Origin of the sequence: Microbacterium sp. As-52, from assembly GCF_049949185.1 — a bacterium.
Lineage (GTDB): Bacteria > Actinomycetota > Actinomycetes > Actinomycetales > Microbacteriaceae > Microbacterium > Microbacterium maritypicum_A.
The window spans coordinates 2,174,841-2,191,497 of the sequence record NZ_CP188171.1 but is presented as its reverse complement, the minus strand read 5'-3'; the positions used below and the strand labels follow the sequence as shown (position 1 = coordinate 2,191,497).

The following is a 16,657-nucleotide window of genomic DNA, read 5'->3' as shown; positions in this document are numbered from 1 at the left end:
ATTACTTCTTCTCGTCCTCATCGTCGACGACCTCGGCATCGATGACGTCCTCATCGGAGGAGGGAGCGTCACCGGCCGGGGCCTCGCCGTCAGCCGAAGCGCCGGCAGCGGCATCCGCCTGCGAGGAGGCGTAGATGGCCTCGCCGAGCTTGGACTGCGACTGGTTGAGCTTGTCGAACGCGGTCTTCACAGCCTCGTCGTCTTCGCCGGCCAGCGCCGTCTTGAGCGCGTCGACGTCGGCCTTGACCTCGGTCTTCACGTCTTCGGGCAGCTTGTCGTCGTTCTCGGTGATCAGCTTGTCGATCGAGTACGCGAGGGTCTCGGCCTGGTTGCGGACCTCGGCGGCCTCACGGCGCGCCTTGTCCTCCGCTGCGTGCTCCTCAGCCTCGCGCACCATGCGCTCGATGTCTTCCTTCGACAGCGACGAGCCGCCGGAGATGACGATCGACTTCTCGGTACCGGTGCCCTTGTCCTTGGCGGACACGTGCACGATGCCGTTGGCGTCGATGTCGAAGGTGACCTCGATCTGCGGGATGCCACGGGGCGCCGGTGCGATACCCGTCAGCTCGAACGTGCCGAGCGGCTTGTTGTCGCGCGTGAAGTCACGCTCGCCCTGGAAGACCTGGATCGCGACGGACGGCTGGTTGTCGTCTGCCGTGGTGAAGGTCTCGCTGCGCTTGGTCGGAATGGCCGTGTTGCGCTCGATGAGCTTGGTCATCATGCCGCCCTTGGTCTCGATGCCGAGGCTCAGCGGGGTGACGTCGATGAGGAGAACGTCCTTGCGCTCACCCTTGAGGACACCGGCCTGGAGAGCCGCGCCGACGGCGACGACCTCGTCCGGGTTGACGCCCTTGTTCGCGTCCTTGCCGGTCTCGCGCTTGACGAGCTCGGCGACCGCAGGCATACGCGTCGATCCACCCACGAGCACGATGTGGTCGATCTCGGACACCTTGATGCCGGCTTCGCGGATGACGTCCTCGAACGGCTTCTTGGTGCGGTCGAGCAGGTCCTTCGTGAGGTCCTCGAACTTCGCGCGGGTGATGGTCTCGGACAGCGACACCGGGCCGGAGTCGGTCAGCGACAGGTACGGCAGGTTGATGCTGGTCGACGTGGAGGAGGAGAGTTCCTTCTTCGCCTGCTCCGCGGCCTCCTTGAGGCGCTGCAGGGCGATCTTGTCACCCGAGACGTCGACGCCCGTGGTCTCCTTGAACTGCTTGATCAGGTAGTCGACGAGACGCTGGTCCCAGTCGTCTCCACCGAGGCGGTTGTCGCCGGCGGTGGCGCGCACCTGGATCGTGGAGAAGTCGTCGTCCTTGCCCACTTCGAGCAGCGAGACGTCGAACGTTCCACCACCCAGGTCGAAGACCAGGATGAGCTCGTCTTCCTTGCCCTTGTCGAGGCCGTAGGCCAGCGCGGCCGCGGTCGGCTCGTTGATGATGCGCAGGACGTTGAGGCCCGAGATCTCGCCGGCCTCCTTGGTGGCCTGACGCTCGGCGTCGTTGAAGTACGCGGGGACGGTGATGACCGCGTCGGTCACCGTGTCGCCCAGGTACGCCTCGGCGTCGCGCTTGAGCTTCATGAGGATGCGCGCGGAGATCTCCTGCGGCGTCCACTTCTTGCCGTCGACGTCGAAGCTCCAGTCGGTGCCCATGTGGCGCTTGACGGAAGCGATCGTCCGGTCGACGTTGGTGACGGCCTGGCGCTTCGCGGTCTCACCGACGAGCACCTCCCCGTCCTTGGTGAAGGCCACGACCGAGGGGGTCGTGCGGAAGCCCTCGGCGTTGGCGATGACCTTGGGCTCGCCACCCTCGAGGACGCTGACGACGGAGTTGGTGGTTCCGAGGTCGATACCGACAGCACGTGCCATGTGTTCTCTCCTTTGTTGGAAGTTCGTTGTGGTTCGGAAATCTGCGGCGATCAGGAAAACCTGAGTCGCGATGACTCAAGTGTAACGAGAGGTCGCTCGAGTGTCAAATGAACTTGATATGAACGGGCTCAACTTTTAACCGAGGCCCTCCCGTGCACGTTCCCGCCGGTGGCACCCCTCGCTCAGAACGGGGGCACGACCGGGTCGTCGACGAAGGTGACCGTGTTCTGCGGCGGTGGCCGGTCGATGTAGACCTTGCCGGTCGGGCTCGTCCAGGCATAGAGCCCCGCCCCCAGAGACTCGACCGCCCACGGCGAGTGATGTTTGAGCACGTGGTGGCGTCGGCACAGGTGGCCGAGGTTCGACTCGTCGGTGGAGCCCCCGAGCGCGGCATCGCGATGGTGGTCGATGTCGCAATCGGCGGATGCGTGCCCGCACGCGGGGAATCGGCATCGCTGGTCCCTGGCGCTCAGATGTCGCCTCAGCTCCGCACCGGGACGATAGCGGTCGACTGCGAGGAGCGCTCCGGAGATCGGGTGCGTGAGGATCCGGTCCCACCCGGATGCCGCACCGGCGAGACGGCGGGCGGTCGCGGGATCGATCGGGGTGCGGCCCTTGAGCTCGGCCGGCGTCGCATCATCTCCGATCAGCGTCGTGACGGGAACGGTGACCGACACCGTTCCGCGGATCGCCGCGAGAAGCCCCTCGTGCGCGTCGTGGCCGGCCGGAGCGCCCGTGAGGAGCAGGTCGAGGGCGAGATCGGCGCGGCGTTGCGCGATGGAGCGCCGGTCCGGCTCCGGAGACTCGGGCTCGTGAGCGTCGACCTCCGGGGATTCGAGCTCGCGAACGGCTGTGGCCATCTGCGTGAGCCGCTGGAAGACGCCGTGGACGAGCGCCGATGGACCGAGCAGGCCGAGCTGCGTCATCCCATCCCCGACGTCTTTCACCCACACGGCCCTCTTCTCCCTCGCGTCGAGGTGCCGCTCCGCCATCGATCGCGCCTGGAACCGCTCGGCCACCCGCCGTGCCATCCGGCCCACTCGCGCCGGAGCCTCGGTCTCGGCGAAGGCGATCATCTGCGTCGCGTAGGCATCGCGACTCATCGGGTCGTCGAGGTGCTCGCCGGCCTCGCACACGGCCCGGGCGTGCGCAGCACTGATGCGCCCGGCGCCCTGCGCTTCCCAGACCAGCGGGAAGCGCTCCACGACCCACGCCGCATCCGCCATGCGGCGCTGCACCGTGCGGTCGCTCACGCGCAGGGCAGCGGCGAACTCCGCGGCCACGGTGCGCGCCGTCGTCTCCCCATGATCGGGATGCTCCGCCTGCGCGGCGACGTCGAGCGCGAGCCGCGAGCCCACTGCGAGGATGCCGTCGCGCGCGGCCTGCAGACTGCTGATCGTGCGCTCGACCTCGACGAGCATCTCGGTGAGCGCGGCGAGCGCCCCCACCTGCTCGAGAGTCGCATCCGCCAGTGCCGTCATGCCTTCACTGAACCAGGGACCACCGACATTCAAAGGCCCAGATCAGCGGCTGAAAACGATATACCGGAATGTGGTCGGGAGACTCTCACGGTCCGCACGAAGAGAGCCGGACTCACACCCCGCCGAGCGACCGCGCCCACACCGCTCGGTGCGCTCGCACATATCGCAGCGCGTTCGCCCAATGATCGCCATGACCGTCCGTGTACATCGACGCCCACGGCTCGTGGCCGGTCGCGTGCGCCCCCTCGAGCAGCGCGAGCATCGCCGCCGTCCGTTCCTCCATCGCTCGAGGCAGATCACGGCGCACGTTCTCGTCCGCCCGATATCCGTCCACGAGCGCGGCGAGATCCCGAGCCGCGCTCTCCGGATCGCGGTCACCGCCGGACAGGGTGAACGCCTGTGCCGCGTACGCAAGATCCCAGAGACGAGTGCTCGGAGCAGCGGCGTCCCAGTCGATGAAGACCCAGCGTTCACCGATCACGAGGTTCCACGGGGCGAGGTCGTTGTGGCAGATGAGGTCGGCCGCGGGCGCAGGGATCGCGGTCTGCCACACGGCGTGGGGCTCCGGCACGTATCGGGCGCTGGCGTCGTGGATCTCGCGGATCATCGACCCGACGCGACGCAGATCTGCCGCCGTCAGCGGAGCCCCCGCAATCGCCAGGCGCCCTGGCACGAACTCGATGACCTGTCGCCCGCGGTCGTCCCGTCCCCGCGGTTCCGGGGCATCGATGCCCTCCGCCCGCAATGCCCTCACGAAGCGGCAGACACTCGGGGTGGCCTCCGACCACTGCTTTCGGACCGTGTCGCCGACGCGCACCACGGCCCCGCTCGTGTTCCCGCCCTCCAAGCCCTCTTCGCCCATCCGTCGACGGTAGCGCGCCGAGCATCCACCCGCGCCCGCCCCTCCCCCGAGGCGATACTTGACCCTGACACAGTGGCAGACGGGAGAACTGAGACATGTTGTCCATCGGAGCGTTCGCGCAGGTCGGCCAGGTGACCCATCGGATGCTCCGGCATTGGGACACCGCCGGCCTGCTCGTGCCCGCCCATGTGGACGAGTTCAGCGGCTACCGCTCCTACGATCCCTCGCAGCTGGAACGGCTGCATCGGATCGTCGCCCTGCGCCAGCTGGGTTTCGGGCTCGACGACATCTCGACGATCCTCGAACGGGGTGTCGATGCCGAGCGCATCGCCGCCCTGCTGCGGATCCGTCGCGCAGAGGTCGAGCAGGAGCATCGGATCGCCGCGGAGAGACTCGTCGACGTTGAGAGGCGCCTCCACCTCATCGAAAGAGAGAATCACATGTCTCAGATCGAGATCGTCGACAAGCCCCTCCCCGCCGTCCGCCTCGCGGCTATCCGCACGATCGTCGCCGATCAGCCGGCGGTCGCGGGGGTGGTCGGACCCGCGTTCGACGCGGTGGCGGAGATCATCGGCGACCAGCACTCCCTGTCCACCCCGATCGCCGAGTACGAGACGCTCGACGACGGCCTGCAGGTCATCGCCGGATACGCCTACACCGGCCCCGCACAGGATGGGTTCGAGATCATCGAGCTCCCGGCGGCGGCGGGCGCCGTGTGCGGCATCCACCTCGGCTCGATGAATCACATCGCCGAGAGCTGGCAGGCGATCCACACCGAGATCTTCGCCCGCGGTCTGGTCCACGACGGCCCCTGCCGCGAGCTCTACGTGCGCGCCGTCTCGGAAGACCAGTCCGACTGGGTCACCGAACTGCAGCAGCCCGTGCGGCGCGGGTAGGTCGGGCCGGAGGGCACCGACCCGGTCAGCCGAACAGTGGCAGGATGAAAGTAAGGCGCGCCTTACCGGCCGCCCGGCGGCGTCGCCTCGGCGGACGCCGAGCGATGGATCCGCCCCTTTCTCGGAAGGACCACGCGGATGACATCACTCACACCGAGAGCGGACGAGCCCGCCGACTACGACGTGCTCGTCGTGGGTGGCGGACCCGCCGGCCTCTCCGCTGCGCTCAACCTCGGCCGCGCCCTCGCGCGCGTGCTCGTGATCGACGCCGATCGTCCCCGCAACGCGGCCACGCTGCGATCGCACGGATTCCTGACCCGCGACGGCATCCCGCCTCAAGAACTGCGTCGCCTCGCCAGGGCAGAGCTCGCGGCCTACCCGAACGTCGAGGTGAGATCACGGACCCGCGTGGCCGCTCTCCGCCCCGCGGCCGGCGGGTTCGCGGCGGACATCGGACGGCGCGAGACCGAGGCGACCGTGACCGCCCGCACGACGCTGCTGGCCACCGGTCTGCGCGAGACGCTCCCGGATGTCCCGAACCTGCGCGGCTACTACGGCATGAGTCTGTTCAGCTGCGCCGCCTGCGATGCGTGGGAGCTGCAGGGACGCCGACTCGCCCTCATCGGCGAGACCGCGGACCTCGCGGATCGCGCGCGACTCATCGGCCGTTGGACCGAGAACCTCGCCGTCTTCACCCACGGCGCAGACTCCGTGACACCGGACGAGGAGGCTGCCCTCGCAGCCGTCGGGATCTCCGTGCATCGGGCTCCCATCGCCGAGCTCGTGGGCGACCGAGGCCAGCTCGAAGCCATCCGCCTCGCCGACGGCACCGCGGTCGGCGTCGACGGCGGTTTCGTGCGCCCCGAGTGGGACACCACGCTGGCTTTCCTCGACGGGATCACCCCGGCGACGGACGATGCCGGGCACCTGCTCACCGACCGCTCCGGTCGCACCGACGTGCCGGGACTCTATGCCGCAGGGGATGCCGCGGCACCGGGTCCGCAGCAGCTCATCGTGGCGGCAGGGGCCGGCGCTCGGGTCGCCGCGGTGATCGTGCACGACTCGATCGGCATCGCCACCGCCCACTGAGCAGGAGTCGAGGACGGCACGGGAGTCGAGGACGGGGCGCGGGGCGCGGGGCGCGGGGCTAGGCTGGCCCGCATGACGCGCACCTCCTCCATCCCCCTGCGCCTGGCCGCCACCGCGATCGCTGTCACGGGAGTGCTCTCGCTGAGCGGATGCCTGTACGCGCAGATCCCCGCGACATCGCCGTCCGACGCCACCTCGCCGAGCACGGAGACCGATGCACCCGTCGACGAGGCGCCCGGTTCGACCCTGACCTTCGCCGAAGGCCTCGATCTCGCCGACGACACCTACATCGAATGGGGCGACGGGCTCATGGCCGACGACGGGTGGAAGACGGTCTCACCCGACGACGGCAACGGCGGCTGGACCTACGGCACGGTCGACGGCACCTGCACAGCACGGTTCTGGCAGGGGTACACGACCGACGTGCCCGTGGTCGCCGGGGACGACAGCGCGTCATCCGATGCGATCCTCGGTGTGCTGCTACAGACTCCGACCAGCGAGGTCACCGCGCTCGCGACCACCGGCGAGTTCAGCTATATGGCCGGTGGGAGCGGGGGCGTCGAGATGCGCCAGGTGGTGGGCGTGGACGGCAGCCGCACCTGGCTCATGGCCGCACGCGCATTCACTCAGACCGGAGTGGGCTTGTCGGTGATCGTGGACTGCACCGCCGCGGATGCGGAGGCGACGATGGCCGCGATCAACGAGGAGAACGCGGTCGTGGTCACCCCTTGACCGCAGCGGCTACGTGACCGCGGAGGTCACGTGCCGCCGGGAGGACCCCGCCTGGCTGCCAGGAATCCGGGAGTAAACGAATGCCCGTCGGCGTTGTATCAAGCCGGCGAAGGGCACACACAGACATGGCGACGAAAGAAGAGACCGCAGGAACGACCGCGGCTCGCGCAGGCATCTCCGCACTGCTCACCGCGGAGCCGAAGCGGCTGCGCCGCCGAGGCATCTCGCTGGGCGTCCCCGTGGACGAGGCCGACGACGTCGCTCAGGACATCGTCCTTCGAGCTTGGCGGTCCGCCGCTTCTGTGCGCTCGGCAGCACCGGCCGTTCTCTGCGCTTGGTTGGACGCGGTGGCTCGCAACGTCGTGATCGACAGCGCGCGGCGCCGCATCCGCGCCCCCTTCATGTCGGACATAGACGAGGCGGTGTTGGAGTCCCCACAGCATCTCGAGGACGACTTTGAAGCAAGGGAACACCTGCGGGACGTGCGCGTGGCGATCTCCAATCTGCAAGGATCACTGCGCGAACCGTTGCTTCTGCAGGCGGAGTACGGCCTCTCCGCGCCGGAGATCGCCGACCGTCTCGGGATATCCGCCATCGCCGTGCGCCAGCGTCTCGCGCGCGCTCGCCGCGTTCTGCGTGGGTGAGGAGCGCCCATTCGGCGGCGCCCCTCACCTGCAGTCAGGCCGTACCGAAGGGGTTGTCGATCGCGACGCGCCACCCGTGAGTCTCATCGAAGACGGCCACATCGCTGGTGCTGCCGGCAAGCGAGATCGGTGACCCGTCAGGTGCCGCGCCATCCAGCGCCCAGTCCGAGATGACGAGTCCGACGGCGCCGCTGACGAACACGTGGCGCGGAGTCATCCGAATCTGTCCGCCCAGCCCGAGGAACTGCTCAAGGCCCGCCCTCACTTCCTCCGGTTCGGAGACCGGCTCGCCCGGCACCGGCACGAACACCACATCCGGTGCATTCATGGCGAGCAGACCATCGATGTCGCCGGCATTGAACCTCTCCATGAAGACGAGGTGGACGGTGGCGAGATCCATCACTGGTTCGGTCATTCTGGACTTCCTCTCTCTCTGATGCCGATTGGCATCCGAAGCCGATGTGGCTCCGTTAAGAAAGACGGTCACGTCAAGAGAACGTGACACCCGTGACCGCGGAGGTCACTTGCCGCCGGGCGGACCCACCAGCAACAGGATGACGTACAGCGCGACGATGCCGACGACCAGCAACAGCGCGAGCACCCATGGCCGCTGCAGGAACCAGCGCATCAGTCGGTCGTACCAGCGGCGATCCCGCGGGTCGTCCGTCGCATCGAGGCGCCAGTCGCCGGTGAGTCGACCGGTGCGATGCAGCCAGATCTCCATCGGGATCGTCGCGTAGGGGACGATGGCACTGGCCACGGCGAGCACGCCGACGCCGACGTGCCAGCGCTGGTTCAATGCGACCAGGATCGCCGTCGCCGCGTACGACAGGAACACGAACCCGTGGATGCCACCGCCCACGGTCACCACGATCCCCGGAGCGCCGACGGCGCGGGCGATGATCGCGGCGATCAGGATCGTCCAGGTGATCGCCTCCGCGATCGCGAGAACTCGGAACAGACGGTCGGGTGTGCGGAACACGGTACTCCTCGGGTGGCGTCCCTCCACCGTATCCGCCGGACATCTCGTTCGAATCAATCGAACGGTTGACCCCGCCGGCAGTGGAATAGCTCACCGCCTCGCGATGTTGCCGAAGGCATGGTGACAGTGGATGCGGACGCGCTCTCGAACGTGCTCGGCGCCGTCGACCTCCGCGTCGGCATCGGCCGGCGCGCCTCTCTCGCTGCGGGAGCGCTGCTGCCGATCCCTGCCGGTGCCATCACGCTGGTCTACGTCGTGGAGGGCGGAGTCCTGGGGCACCCTCCGCTCGGCGACGGCTGCCGACTCGACGTCGACCCGGACTCGAAGACGCGCCCCTCCACCCCGGAGAACCGGCATGACGTGCTGGTCGCGGGCGACGCCTTCCTGACCATCGGCCGCTCAGCGTTCGTCCTCGAGGCCGCGAGCACCACGAGCCTCATGATCGCCGATATCGAACTCGCGGATGCGGCGTCGCCGCTGCCCGCACTGCTGCCGCCCTTCCTCACCGTCACCGGGTTCGACACCGTGGAGCCGGCCGCCGCGGCCCTCGCCCTGAACATGGGCGTGATCGACCACACCCTGAAGCCCGCCCGCCAGGGCGATCCCATCATCTGCCGCATGATGGCGACGACGGTGCTGCTGTCGGTCATCCGCGCCTGGGCTGCGAACGGCTGCGCTCCCTCGGGCTGGCCGTCGCTGTCGAACGACCCCTTCCTCGACCGGGTCGTCGACGCCATCCGCGAGGAGCCCGGCCGCGACTGGACGGTCGAGCGCCTCGCCGGCATCGGAGCCATGTCGCGCTCCACGTTCGCCGAGCGGTTCCGCAGCGCCGTCGGTCGCTCGCCCGCCGACTACGTGACCGAAGTTCGCGTCGACGCGGCCAAGCGGATGCTCGACGCCGGACGGAGCGTCTCGGATGTCTCCCGCGAACTCGGCTACGCCTCGGATGAAGGGTTCAGTCGGGCGTTCCGACGCCGCACCGGGCAGACCCCCTCCGCCTGGCGGCTCGCGAACCGCACTCCTGTCCCCGCCTGAAGGATCCCCGCCGGAAAGATTCCGAACCCTCTCAGCCCCTGCTGCTGACGCGGTTCGAGGCGCCGAAGAGCACCGCGCCCGCGAGCAGCGAGATGGCGCCGATCACGTAGACCAGTTCGACGTTCAGCGTGTCGACGAGCAGTCCGCCGATGCCGGCCGCGAGCGTGATCGCCCCCTGGAAACCCACCACGACGAGGCTGCCGCCGGCTTCGAGCCGATCGGGCATGCGGTGCCCGACCCAGGTGTTGGCGACGATCAGCCAGGACGAGAAGAAGAAGCCCCACACCAGCACGACGATGCCGACGCCGATGATCGACCCCGAGAACAGGATCATCGAGATGACCGACACCGCGATCACCAGCGGCGCGAACACCGCGAAGAAGGCGAACGTGCGGTCGATGACGAGGCCGATCGTGATGTTGCCGAGCAGGCCGCCGACGCCGAACAGCGCGAGCAGCACGACGATGGTCGAGGCGTCGACCTCCGGGATGCGCTCCAGCGCGAGACGCACGTATGTGTAGGCGAGGAAGTGCCCGAGCACGACGAGCACGTGCCCGACCATGCCGAGACCGATGCCGGGACGGCGCAGGGTGTCGACGAGCAGACGCAGGCTCGATGCCCGTTCCGCCGGCACCGACGGCAGCGCGAACCGCAGGACGACCGCGAGCACGACCATCAGCACACCCGCGATGGCGAAGACCATCCGCCAGTCCACGAGCTCGCTCAGCATGACGCCCAGCGGTACGCCGGCCACGGTCGCCAGCGAGACGCCGGCCGAGGTGAACATCACACCGCGGCCGAGGTTCGCCGGCCCCGCGAGACGTGCGGCGACCGTGATCGACATCGCCCAGAACGCGCTGATCGCCGCCCCGAGCAGGAAGCGCGCCAGCAGCACGATGATCAGATTCGGCGCGATCGCCACGATGAGGTTCGACACCGCGGCGGCGAGCGCCATCCACACCAGCAGCGACCGGCGGTCGAGGCGCGGGAAGATGAGTCCGACCGTCGGTGCGACCACGAGTCCGACCAGCGCGGTCACGGTCACGGTCTGTCCGGCTTGACCCGGGGTGACCCCGAGCCCGTCGGCCATCTCGGTGAGCACGCCGTTGGGCAGGAACTCGGCGGTGACCAGCAGGAAGCCCATCAGCATCAGCACGATGAGCCCGCCGTAGCGGATGCGGGACGCTGCGGAGGACGGCAGGGTGGGAACGGGGGCGGTCGTGGTCATGGTTCCACGTTCGCAGGATCGGGACGGCGTCGCCCGACCGGTCGTCCGCGGCACCCGACCATTCGTCCGGGCGCGTCGGGCCGAACCCTCGACGGAACTACCGACGGGGCGAACGTCCGCGGGTCTGGACAAGGCCGCCGCGAACGCCCTAGGCTCGACGACGCACCGGGACGAGCCCGGGAAGCCCGAGCGGAAGGAGCCGAGGACATGAACACCGTCTTTGTCGCGCTCTCCGCCGACCATCTTCCCTTCGAGGCCGCCCGCTCCTGATCGTGGTGTGGCCTCCTGCTCCCGGAGCCACATCGTGTCTGATCTCTTCGCTTCCTCGGAAGCCGCGTCCTTCGACGCATCCCCGCTCGATTCCACCGCGTTCGATCCCACCACGTTCGATCCCGCCGCCTTCGACGCCCTCGAAACCGAGCTCTCCTTCGCCGACGTCGATCCTGGCGAGGGGCAGCGCTGGTCCACCTGGCCGGCGATCACCCCGTCCGAGCGCGGCCCCGAGCCGTGGCCGGAGTGGGTCGTGACCTCGGCGGGCGCACTCGACACCGAGCGCGGCATCCTCAAGACCGGCAAGGAGGCCGACGTGTTCCTGCTCGAACGTGCGGTGCCGGGCGATCCCTCGCAGCACACGCTGCTCGCGGCGAAGCGCTACCGCAGCGCAGAACACCGCAGCTTCCACCGGTCATCCGTCTACACCGAGGGCCGCAGCACACGGAACACCCGTGATGCACGGGCCCTCGCCAAGAAGTCCGACCACGGTCGCGAGGTGGCCGCCGCGCAGTGGTCCTTCGCCGAGTTCGAGGCCCTCTGCCGCATGTGGGAGCTCGGCGCCCCGGTGCCCTATCCCGTGCAGGTGAACGGCACCGAGGTACTGATGGAGTTCCTCGGCGACGCCGACGGCACGGCCGCGCCCCGCCTGGCCCAGGTGCGCGCCGACCGCGCCGAGCTGCAGGGCTACTACGCGCAGGTGGTCGACCTGATGCGGATCTTCGCCGCAGCCGGCTTCACCCACGGCGACCTCTCGGCCTACAACCTGCTCGTGCACGAGGGGCGCGTGCGCGTGATCGACCTGCCACAGATCGTCGACATCATCGCGAACCCGCAGGGGCTCGACCTGCTGCACCGCGACTGCGTGAACATCTGCGACTGGTTCACCCGCCGCCGGGTGGAGTGCGACCCCGAGGAGCTGTTCGCCGAGATGCTCGCCGCGTCGTACACGTGAGGTGTCGCCTCCGGGAGGTGTCGCCTCCGGGAGGTGTCGCATCCGGGAGGTTCCGCATCCGGGAGGTTCCGCATCCGGGAGGTTCCGGTCGCAGTTGTTGCCGCCCGGCGGCGTGCGGCGCGGCAGGAACTGCGACCGGAGCCAGCGGGACGCGTGCGGCGCGGCAGGAACTGCGACCGGAACCGGCGGGACGCGTGCGGCGCGGCCGGAACCGGCGGGACGGATGCGGCGCGGCCGGAACCGGCGGGACGGATGCGAGCGGCAGGAGCTGCGACGTCAGGCGGCGAGGCGGGCGGCCAGCAGCGTCACGAGCTCGTAGACCACGTGGCTCGCGGCGATGCCGGTCATCTGCGCGTGATCGTAGGCGGGCGAGACCTCGACCACGTCCGCCCCGACGATGTTCTGCGATTTCAGAGCGCGCAGGATCCGCAGCAGCTCGCGACTGGTGAGCCCACCGGCCTCCGGGGTGCCGGTACCGGGTGCGTGAGCGGGGTCGAGCACGTCGATGTCGATCGACACGTACAGCGGCTTGTCGCCGATGCGCTGCAGGACGCGGGCGATGCCGGCCTCGACCCCGTGCTCCTCGATGTACTCGCTCGACACGATCGAGAAGCCCAGGCGCTCGTCGTCCTCGAGGTCCTGCTTCGAGTACAGGGGGCCGCGGGTGCCGACGTGGCAGCTGGCGGTGAGGTCGATCAGTCCCTCCTCGCTCGCCCGGCGGAAGGGGGTGCCGTGCGTGATGGGAGCCCCGAAGTAGGTGTCCCACGTGTCGAGGTGGGCGTCGAAATGCAGGACCGCGACCGGACCGTGCTTCGCGGCGACCGCCCTCAACAGTGGCAGCGCCACCGTGTGATCGCCGCCGATCGTGACGATGCGCTGCACCTGCTCGCCGAGGGCCAGCGCCGCACGCTCGACCTCGGTCACGGCCTCGGTCAGATCGAACGGGTTGACCGGGATGTCACCGGCATCCACGACCTGCGCGATGGCGAACGGCGACACATCCTGCGCGGGGTTGTACGGCCGCAGCAGGCGCGACGACTCGCGCACGTGCGAAGGACCGAACCGCGTGCCCGGCCGGTAGCTGACGCCGGAGTCGAAGGGGATGCCGACGACCGCGATGTCGGCACGGGGCACGTCTTCGATGCGCGGCAGGCGCGCGAAGGTCGCGATGCCGGAGTAGCGGGGGTTCACGGACGCGTCGATGGGGCCCACGTTCTCGGTCATTGCTCGTTCCTGTTCGTCGGGGTGATCTGGAGGGTCAGTGGGGCTCAGAGGGCATGCTGCGGGATGTGCACCAGCTGCACGCCCCCGGCGGTGATCGCGGCGCGGATGCTCGACGCGATGTCGTCGCGCCGTTCCACGCGGCGGCCGGTCGCTCCGAAGGCCGTCGCGAGCGCCGCCCAGTCCGGCTGCACCAGGTCGACGCCGATCGGGGCCATGCCGCGATCGACCTCGTTCTGCCGGATCTCGGCATACCCGCCGTTGTCGACGCACACGACCGTGACATCGAGGCGCTGCTCGACCGCGGTGACCAGCTCGTTCACGCAGAACATCAGGGCGCCGTCGCCGATCACGGTCACGACCGGGTGCTCGGTCTGCGCGACCCGTGCGCCGATCGCCGCGGGCAGGCCGTAGCCGAGGGTCGCGTAGGTGGGGGTGTAGAGCAGGGAGTGGGGATGGGCCGCCCGCAGCACGCTGCCCAGCGCCATGTAGACGATCTGGGACGAGTCGCCCGCGACGACCGCGTCGTCGGGCAGGGCGTCGGCGATGATCTCGGCGAGGGCGACCGTCTCGGGTGCGGTCTCCCGCATCTCGACGTCGATCGCCGCACGTTCGGCCGTGAGGTCGCGCGGCGCGCGGGTCTCGGCGGAGAGGGACGGCAGCAGCGCCTCCAGGACGGCGGCCGCATCGCCCGTGATCCCGACGGTCGCGGCGAGGTTCTTGTCACGCTGCGCGGGCGAGATGTCGATGCGGATCACGGTTCCGCGTGCCTCGAGTCGCGGCGCCCACAGCTCGGCCTCGCCGAGCTTCGAGCCGACCACCAGCAGCACGTCGGCGGCCTCCGCGACCGCACGGGCCGCGGCGAGCCGCAGGTTCGAACCGAGCGAGAGCGCATGCCGTTCATCGACCACACCCTTGCCGTTCAGCGTGGTCAGCACCGGGGCGCCGAGTCGCTCGGCAAGGGTCGTGACCTCGTGCGCGGCATCCACCGCTCCCCCACCGGCGACGATCACCGGGGTCTTCGCGTCGGCGAGCAGACGGGCCGCCTCGGCGAGCGCGGTCGGCTCCCCGGAGACCCGGGTCGGCACCGGGCGCGGGCGCCGCGCCTCGGCGGAGACGTCGGCCGGAGCCTCCAGCACGTCGAGCGGGATCTCGATGTGCACAGGACGGGGACGACCGGTGCGGAACAGTGCGAACGCATCATGGACGGCCTCGACCGCCTCGGCGGCGCTCGTCACGCGACGAGACCACTCGGCGATCGCGCCGACCATGGCCGTGGCGTCCTTCGTCTCGTGCAGGGTGCCCACGTCGGCGAACTCCGCACCGAGGGGCACCCCCGGTGAGAGGACGATGAGCGGCCGTGATTCGCAGAACGCCGTGCCGATCGCACTCATGGCGTTCTGCAGGCCGGGGCCCGAGGTCGTGATGACGACGCCGGGGAGGCCGGTCTGCTGCGCCCAACCGTCGGCCCCGTAGCCCGACCCCTGCTCGTGGCGGTTCGTGACCGCGCGGATGCCGAAGTCGGCGAGCGGCCGATAGAGCTCGAGGTTGTGGGTGCCGGGGATGCCGAAGATCGCGGTCACGCCGTAGGCGCGGATCGTCTCCAGCACGGCTCGCCCTGCGGTGTCGGCGTACTGCTCCGCCGTCGTGGTGTCGGTGCTCATCGTGTCATCCTCACACCTGGTGACGACGCGTGCCGTCGACCCAGGTCTCGCGCACCGTGATCGCCGAGATCTCCTCGGCCGGCACGACCAGCGGGTCGCCGGAGAGCACCACGAAGTCGGCGTACTTGCCGACTTCGAGCGAACCCAGGTCGTCTTCGCGGCCGATCGATACGGCACCCTCGATCGTGTGTGCGCGCAGGGCCGCGAGCGCGGAGACCCGCAGGTCGTCCGGCCCGAGCTTGTGTCCGCGGCGGGTGACGCGGGTGACGGCGGTCTGGATGGCTTCGAGCGGGATCGGCTCGGCGACCGGAGCATCCGACGAGATGGTGAACGGCACACCCGCCCGCTCGAACTCTCCGAGCGGGTTGAAGCGCTCGCCCGGGGTGCCGATGGCCTCTTCCACGCCCTCACCCCAGTTGAAGTAGTGCTGGGTCTGGTTGACCGGACGGATTCCGGAGAGGGCCATCCGCTCGATCTGCTCGGGCGTGGGCAGGCCGCAGTGCTCGATGCGGTGGCGGGCGTCGGCATCCGGATGCTCGGCGAGCGCGGCCTCGATCGCCGACACGACCATCTCGATCGCGGTAGGCGACTGGGCGTGCGTGGCGGTCTGCAGCCCCGCGGCGTGCGCTCTGCTGATGAGCCCCGCGTACTCGGCGGGCTCGTGGTAGAGCTGCCCGGTACGGCACGGGTCGCCGACGTAGCCGTCGGGGAAGTACGCGGTCCAGCCACCGAGCGTGCCGTCGGCATAGAACTTGATGCCGGCGAAGCTCAGGTGCGCGTTGCCGAACTGCCCGACGAGCCCCATCTCGAGCGCCTCGTCGAGCAGGTGCGAGAGCAGGTACATCGACACCCGCAGCTCCAGGCGCCCGGCCTCGGCGAGTCGCAGGTACATGTCGAACTCGCGGCGCGTGACCTGGGCGTCGCCGATCGAGGTGACCCCGCCGGCGAGGAACCGCTGGGTCGCGGCATCCAACTGGCGCAGGTGCTCCTCGGGCTCGTCGGCGAGGTGGAAGTTCGGACCGTGGTGGCCGATCTTCACGCCGTGCACTCCGGTGAGGATGTTGCACGCGGCATCCGACAGCTCGCCGGTCAGCTCGCCCTCGGCATCGCGGAAGAACTCACCGCCGTCGGGGTTCGGGGTGTCGCGGTCGACGCCGTTGATCGTGAGGGTGTGCGAGTTCACGACCCCACCGTGGCCGGAGGCGTTCATGAGGTACACCTCGCGGTCGGCGGCGACCTCGTCGAGCTCGAAGCGGGTGGGATGCCGCTTCTCGGCGAGGTTGCGCTGCTCGTAGCCGTAGCCGCGCACCGGGCGCCCCGCGGGCAGGTCGGCAGCCGCGGCCTTCAGCAGGGCCACGATCTCGGGGATGCTGCCGGCCTTCTCGGGCCCGCAGTCGACCCAGCTCATCATCTGCCCGAACATGAGCGGATGCGCGTGGGCGTCGACGAAGCCGGGGACCACGACCCCGTCACCGAGGTCGATGCGCTCCGGAGAGAGCCCACCCCGCTCGGCCGCGGCCTCGCAGTCGGCGAGGGTGCCGATCGCGAGGATCCGCCCGCGATCGGTCAGCATCGCCGTGGCGGTGGTGGCCGCGGCATCCGCCGTGTGGATCGCGTGCGCGGTCAGCAGGACGGGTGCCGTCTGGGCCGAGCGGTCGAAGGGGGTGAGCTTTCTCATGGGGAACCTGTTCGCGGTCGTGGCGTGCGGGAGGGGACGTCGTCGGGGTCGGT

Annotated in this window: 15 protein-coding genes; 6 read left to right on the top strand and 9 right to left on the bottom strand. The window is 69.6% G+C overall.

Annotation, left to right across the window (positions count from 1 at the left end):
- Window position 1: 1 nt before the first annotated feature.
- The 3 genes from dnaK to ACLFA2_RS10480 form a co-directional block, all read right to left on the bottom strand.
- Window positions 2–1,867 carry a molecular chaperone DnaK gene (gene dnaK / locus ACLFA2_RS10490; protein ID WP_029259352.1) on the bottom strand — a complete coding sequence of 622 codons (1,866 nt, stop codon included), beginning with the start codon at window positions 1,865–1,867 and terminating at the stop codon, window positions 2–4.
- 182 nt (window positions 1,868–2,049) lie between these two features.
- Window positions 2,050–3,348, bottom strand: coding sequence for a DUF222 domain-containing protein (locus ACLFA2_RS10485; RefSeq protein WP_426621259.1), 1,299 nt, complete (start codon window positions 3,346–3,348; stop codon window positions 2,050–2,052).
- Between the two features lie 112 nt (window positions 3,349–3,460).
- The gene (locus ACLFA2_RS10480; protein ID WP_347123841.1) at window positions 3,461–4,210 is read right to left on the bottom strand and encodes a phosphotransferase; all 750 of its coding nucleotides are present in this window, start codon (window positions 4,208–4,210) and stop codon (window positions 3,461–3,463) included.
- Window positions 4,211–4,305: 95 nt separating this feature from the next.
- Here ACLFA2_RS10480 and ACLFA2_RS10475 point away from each other — a divergent pair, with 95 nt between their 5' ends.
- From ACLFA2_RS10475 to ACLFA2_RS10460, 4 genes are all read left to right on the top strand, one after another.
- Window positions 4,306–5,106 carry a MerR family transcriptional regulator gene (locus ACLFA2_RS10475; RefSeq protein WP_426621258.1) on the top strand — a complete coding sequence of 267 codons (801 nt, stop codon included), beginning with the start codon at window positions 4,306–4,308 and terminating at the stop codon, window positions 5,104–5,106.
- A gap of 138 nt (window positions 5,107–5,244) precedes the next feature.
- Window positions 5,245–6,195, top strand: a complete 951-nt coding sequence (locus tag ACLFA2_RS10470) for an NAD(P)/FAD-dependent oxidoreductase (protein WP_029264782.1) — start codon at window positions 5,245–5,247, stop codon at window positions 6,193–6,195.
- A 72-nt stretch (window positions 6,196–6,267) separates the two neighbouring features.
- On the top strand, window positions 6,268–6,927 hold the full coding sequence (locus ACLFA2_RS10465; protein ID WP_029259356.1) for a hypothetical protein: 660 nt from the start codon (window positions 6,268–6,270) through the stop codon (window positions 6,925–6,927).
- A gap of 239 nt (window positions 6,928–7,166) precedes the next feature.
- Entirely contained in the window at window positions 7,167–7,571 is a 405-nt protein-coding gene (locus ACLFA2_RS10460; RefSeq protein WP_426621257.1) for an RNA polymerase sigma factor, read from the top strand.
- Between the two features lie 34 nt (window positions 7,572–7,605).
- Here the strand turns inward: ACLFA2_RS10460 and ACLFA2_RS10455 are convergent, their stop codons facing one another.
- Together ACLFA2_RS10455 and ACLFA2_RS10450 are read right to left on the bottom strand one after the other, a co-directional pair.
- Entirely contained in the window at window positions 7,606–7,986 is a 381-nt protein-coding gene (locus tag ACLFA2_RS10455; RefSeq protein WP_426621256.1) for a YybH family protein, read from the bottom strand.
- A 105-nt stretch (window positions 7,987–8,091) separates the two neighbouring features.
- Window positions 8,092–8,553, bottom strand: coding sequence for a DUF3817 domain-containing protein (locus ACLFA2_RS10450; protein WP_426621255.1), 462 nt, complete (start codon window positions 8,551–8,553; stop codon window positions 8,092–8,094).
- Window positions 8,554–8,670: 117 nt separating this feature from the next.
- Between ACLFA2_RS10450 and ACLFA2_RS10445 the strand changes: the two genes are divergently transcribed.
- On the top strand, window positions 8,671–9,588 hold the full coding sequence (locus ACLFA2_RS10445; protein WP_426621254.1) for a helix-turn-helix domain-containing protein: 918 nt from the start codon (window positions 8,671–8,673) through the stop codon (window positions 9,586–9,588).
- A 31-nt stretch (window positions 9,589–9,619) separates the two neighbouring features.
- On the opposite strand, the gene ACLFA2_RS10440 is transcribed toward ACLFA2_RS10445, so the two are convergent.
- Complete coding sequence (locus ACLFA2_RS10440) at window positions 9,620–10,816, bottom strand: MFS transporter (RefSeq protein ID WP_426621253.1); 1,197 nt, start codon at window positions 10,814–10,816, stop codon at window positions 9,620–9,622.
- Between the two features lie 304 nt (window positions 10,817–11,120).
- Between ACLFA2_RS10440 and ACLFA2_RS10435 the strand changes: the two genes are divergently transcribed.
- Window positions 11,121–12,041: a serine protein kinase RIO gene (locus ACLFA2_RS10435; RefSeq protein ID WP_426621252.1), complete on the top strand. Its 921-nt coding sequence runs from the start codon at window positions 11,121–11,123 to the stop codon at window positions 12,039–12,041.
- A gap of 276 nt (window positions 12,042–12,317) precedes the next feature.
- Here the strand turns inward: ACLFA2_RS10435 and speB are convergent, their stop codons facing one another.
- From speB to ACLFA2_RS10420, 3 genes are read right to left on the bottom strand one after another with little or no spacing between them, the layout of a single operon-like run.
- Complete coding sequence (speB, locus tag ACLFA2_RS10430) at window positions 12,318–13,265, bottom strand: agmatinase (protein WP_347123847.1); 948 nt, start codon at window positions 13,263–13,265, stop codon at window positions 12,318–12,320.
- Window positions 13,266–13,309: 44 nt separating this feature from the next.
- Window positions 13,310–14,926, bottom strand: a complete 1,617-nt coding sequence (locus ACLFA2_RS10425; protein WP_426621251.1) for a thiamine pyrophosphate-binding protein — start codon at window positions 14,924–14,926, stop codon at window positions 13,310–13,312.
- A 10-nt stretch (window positions 14,927–14,936) separates the two neighbouring features.
- On the bottom strand, window positions 14,937–16,604 hold the full coding sequence (locus ACLFA2_RS10420; protein WP_426621250.1) for an amidohydrolase: 1,668 nt from the start codon (window positions 16,602–16,604) through the stop codon (window positions 14,937–14,939).
- Window positions 16,605–16,657: the final 53 nt, after the last annotated feature.

Excerpts from the sequence above, each read along its gene's own strand:
- dnaK (WP_029259352.1), bottom strand. The coding sequence starts at position 1,867 with ATGGCACGTGCTGTCGGTATCGACCTCGGAACCACCAACTCCGTCGTC.
- ACLFA2_RS10485 (WP_426621259.1), bottom strand. The coding sequence starts at position 3,348 with ATGACGGCACTGGCGGATGCGACTCTCGAGCAGGTGGGGGCGCTCGCC.
- ACLFA2_RS10480 (WP_347123841.1), bottom strand. The coding sequence starts at position 4,210 with ATGGGCGAAGAGGGCTTGGAGGGCGGGAACACGAGCGGGGCCGTGGTG.
- ACLFA2_RS10475 (WP_426621258.1), top strand. The coding sequence starts at position 4,306 with ATGTTGTCCATCGGAGCGTTCGCGCAGGTCGGCCAGGTGACCCATCGG.
- ACLFA2_RS10470 (WP_029264782.1), top strand. The coding sequence starts at position 5,245 with ATGACATCACTCACACCGAGAGCGGACGAGCCCGCCGACTACGACGTG.
- ACLFA2_RS10465 (WP_029259356.1), top strand. The coding sequence starts at position 6,268 with ATGACGCGCACCTCCTCCATCCCCCTGCGCCTGGCCGCCACCGCGATC.
- ACLFA2_RS10455 (WP_426621256.1), bottom strand. The coding sequence starts at position 7,986 with ATGACCGAACCAGTGATGGATCTCGCCACCGTCCACCTCGTCTTCATG.
- ACLFA2_RS10445 (WP_426621254.1), top strand. The coding sequence starts at position 8,671 with ATGGTGACAGTGGATGCGGACGCGCTCTCGAACGTGCTCGGCGCCGTC.
- ACLFA2_RS10440 (WP_426621253.1), bottom strand. The coding sequence starts at position 10,816 with ATGACCACGACCGCCCCCGTTCCCACCCTGCCGTCCTCCGCAGCGTCC.
- speB (WP_347123847.1), bottom strand. The coding sequence starts at position 13,265 with ATGACCGAGAACGTGGGCCCCATCGACGCGTCCGTGAACCCCCGCTAC.
- ACLFA2_RS10425 (WP_426621251.1), bottom strand. The coding sequence starts at position 14,926 with ATGAGCACCGACACCACGACGGCGGAGCAGTACGCCGACACCGCAGGG.
- ACLFA2_RS10420 (WP_426621250.1), bottom strand. The coding sequence starts at position 16,604 with ATGAGAAAGCTCACCCCCTTCGACCGCTCGGCCCAGACGGCACCCGTC.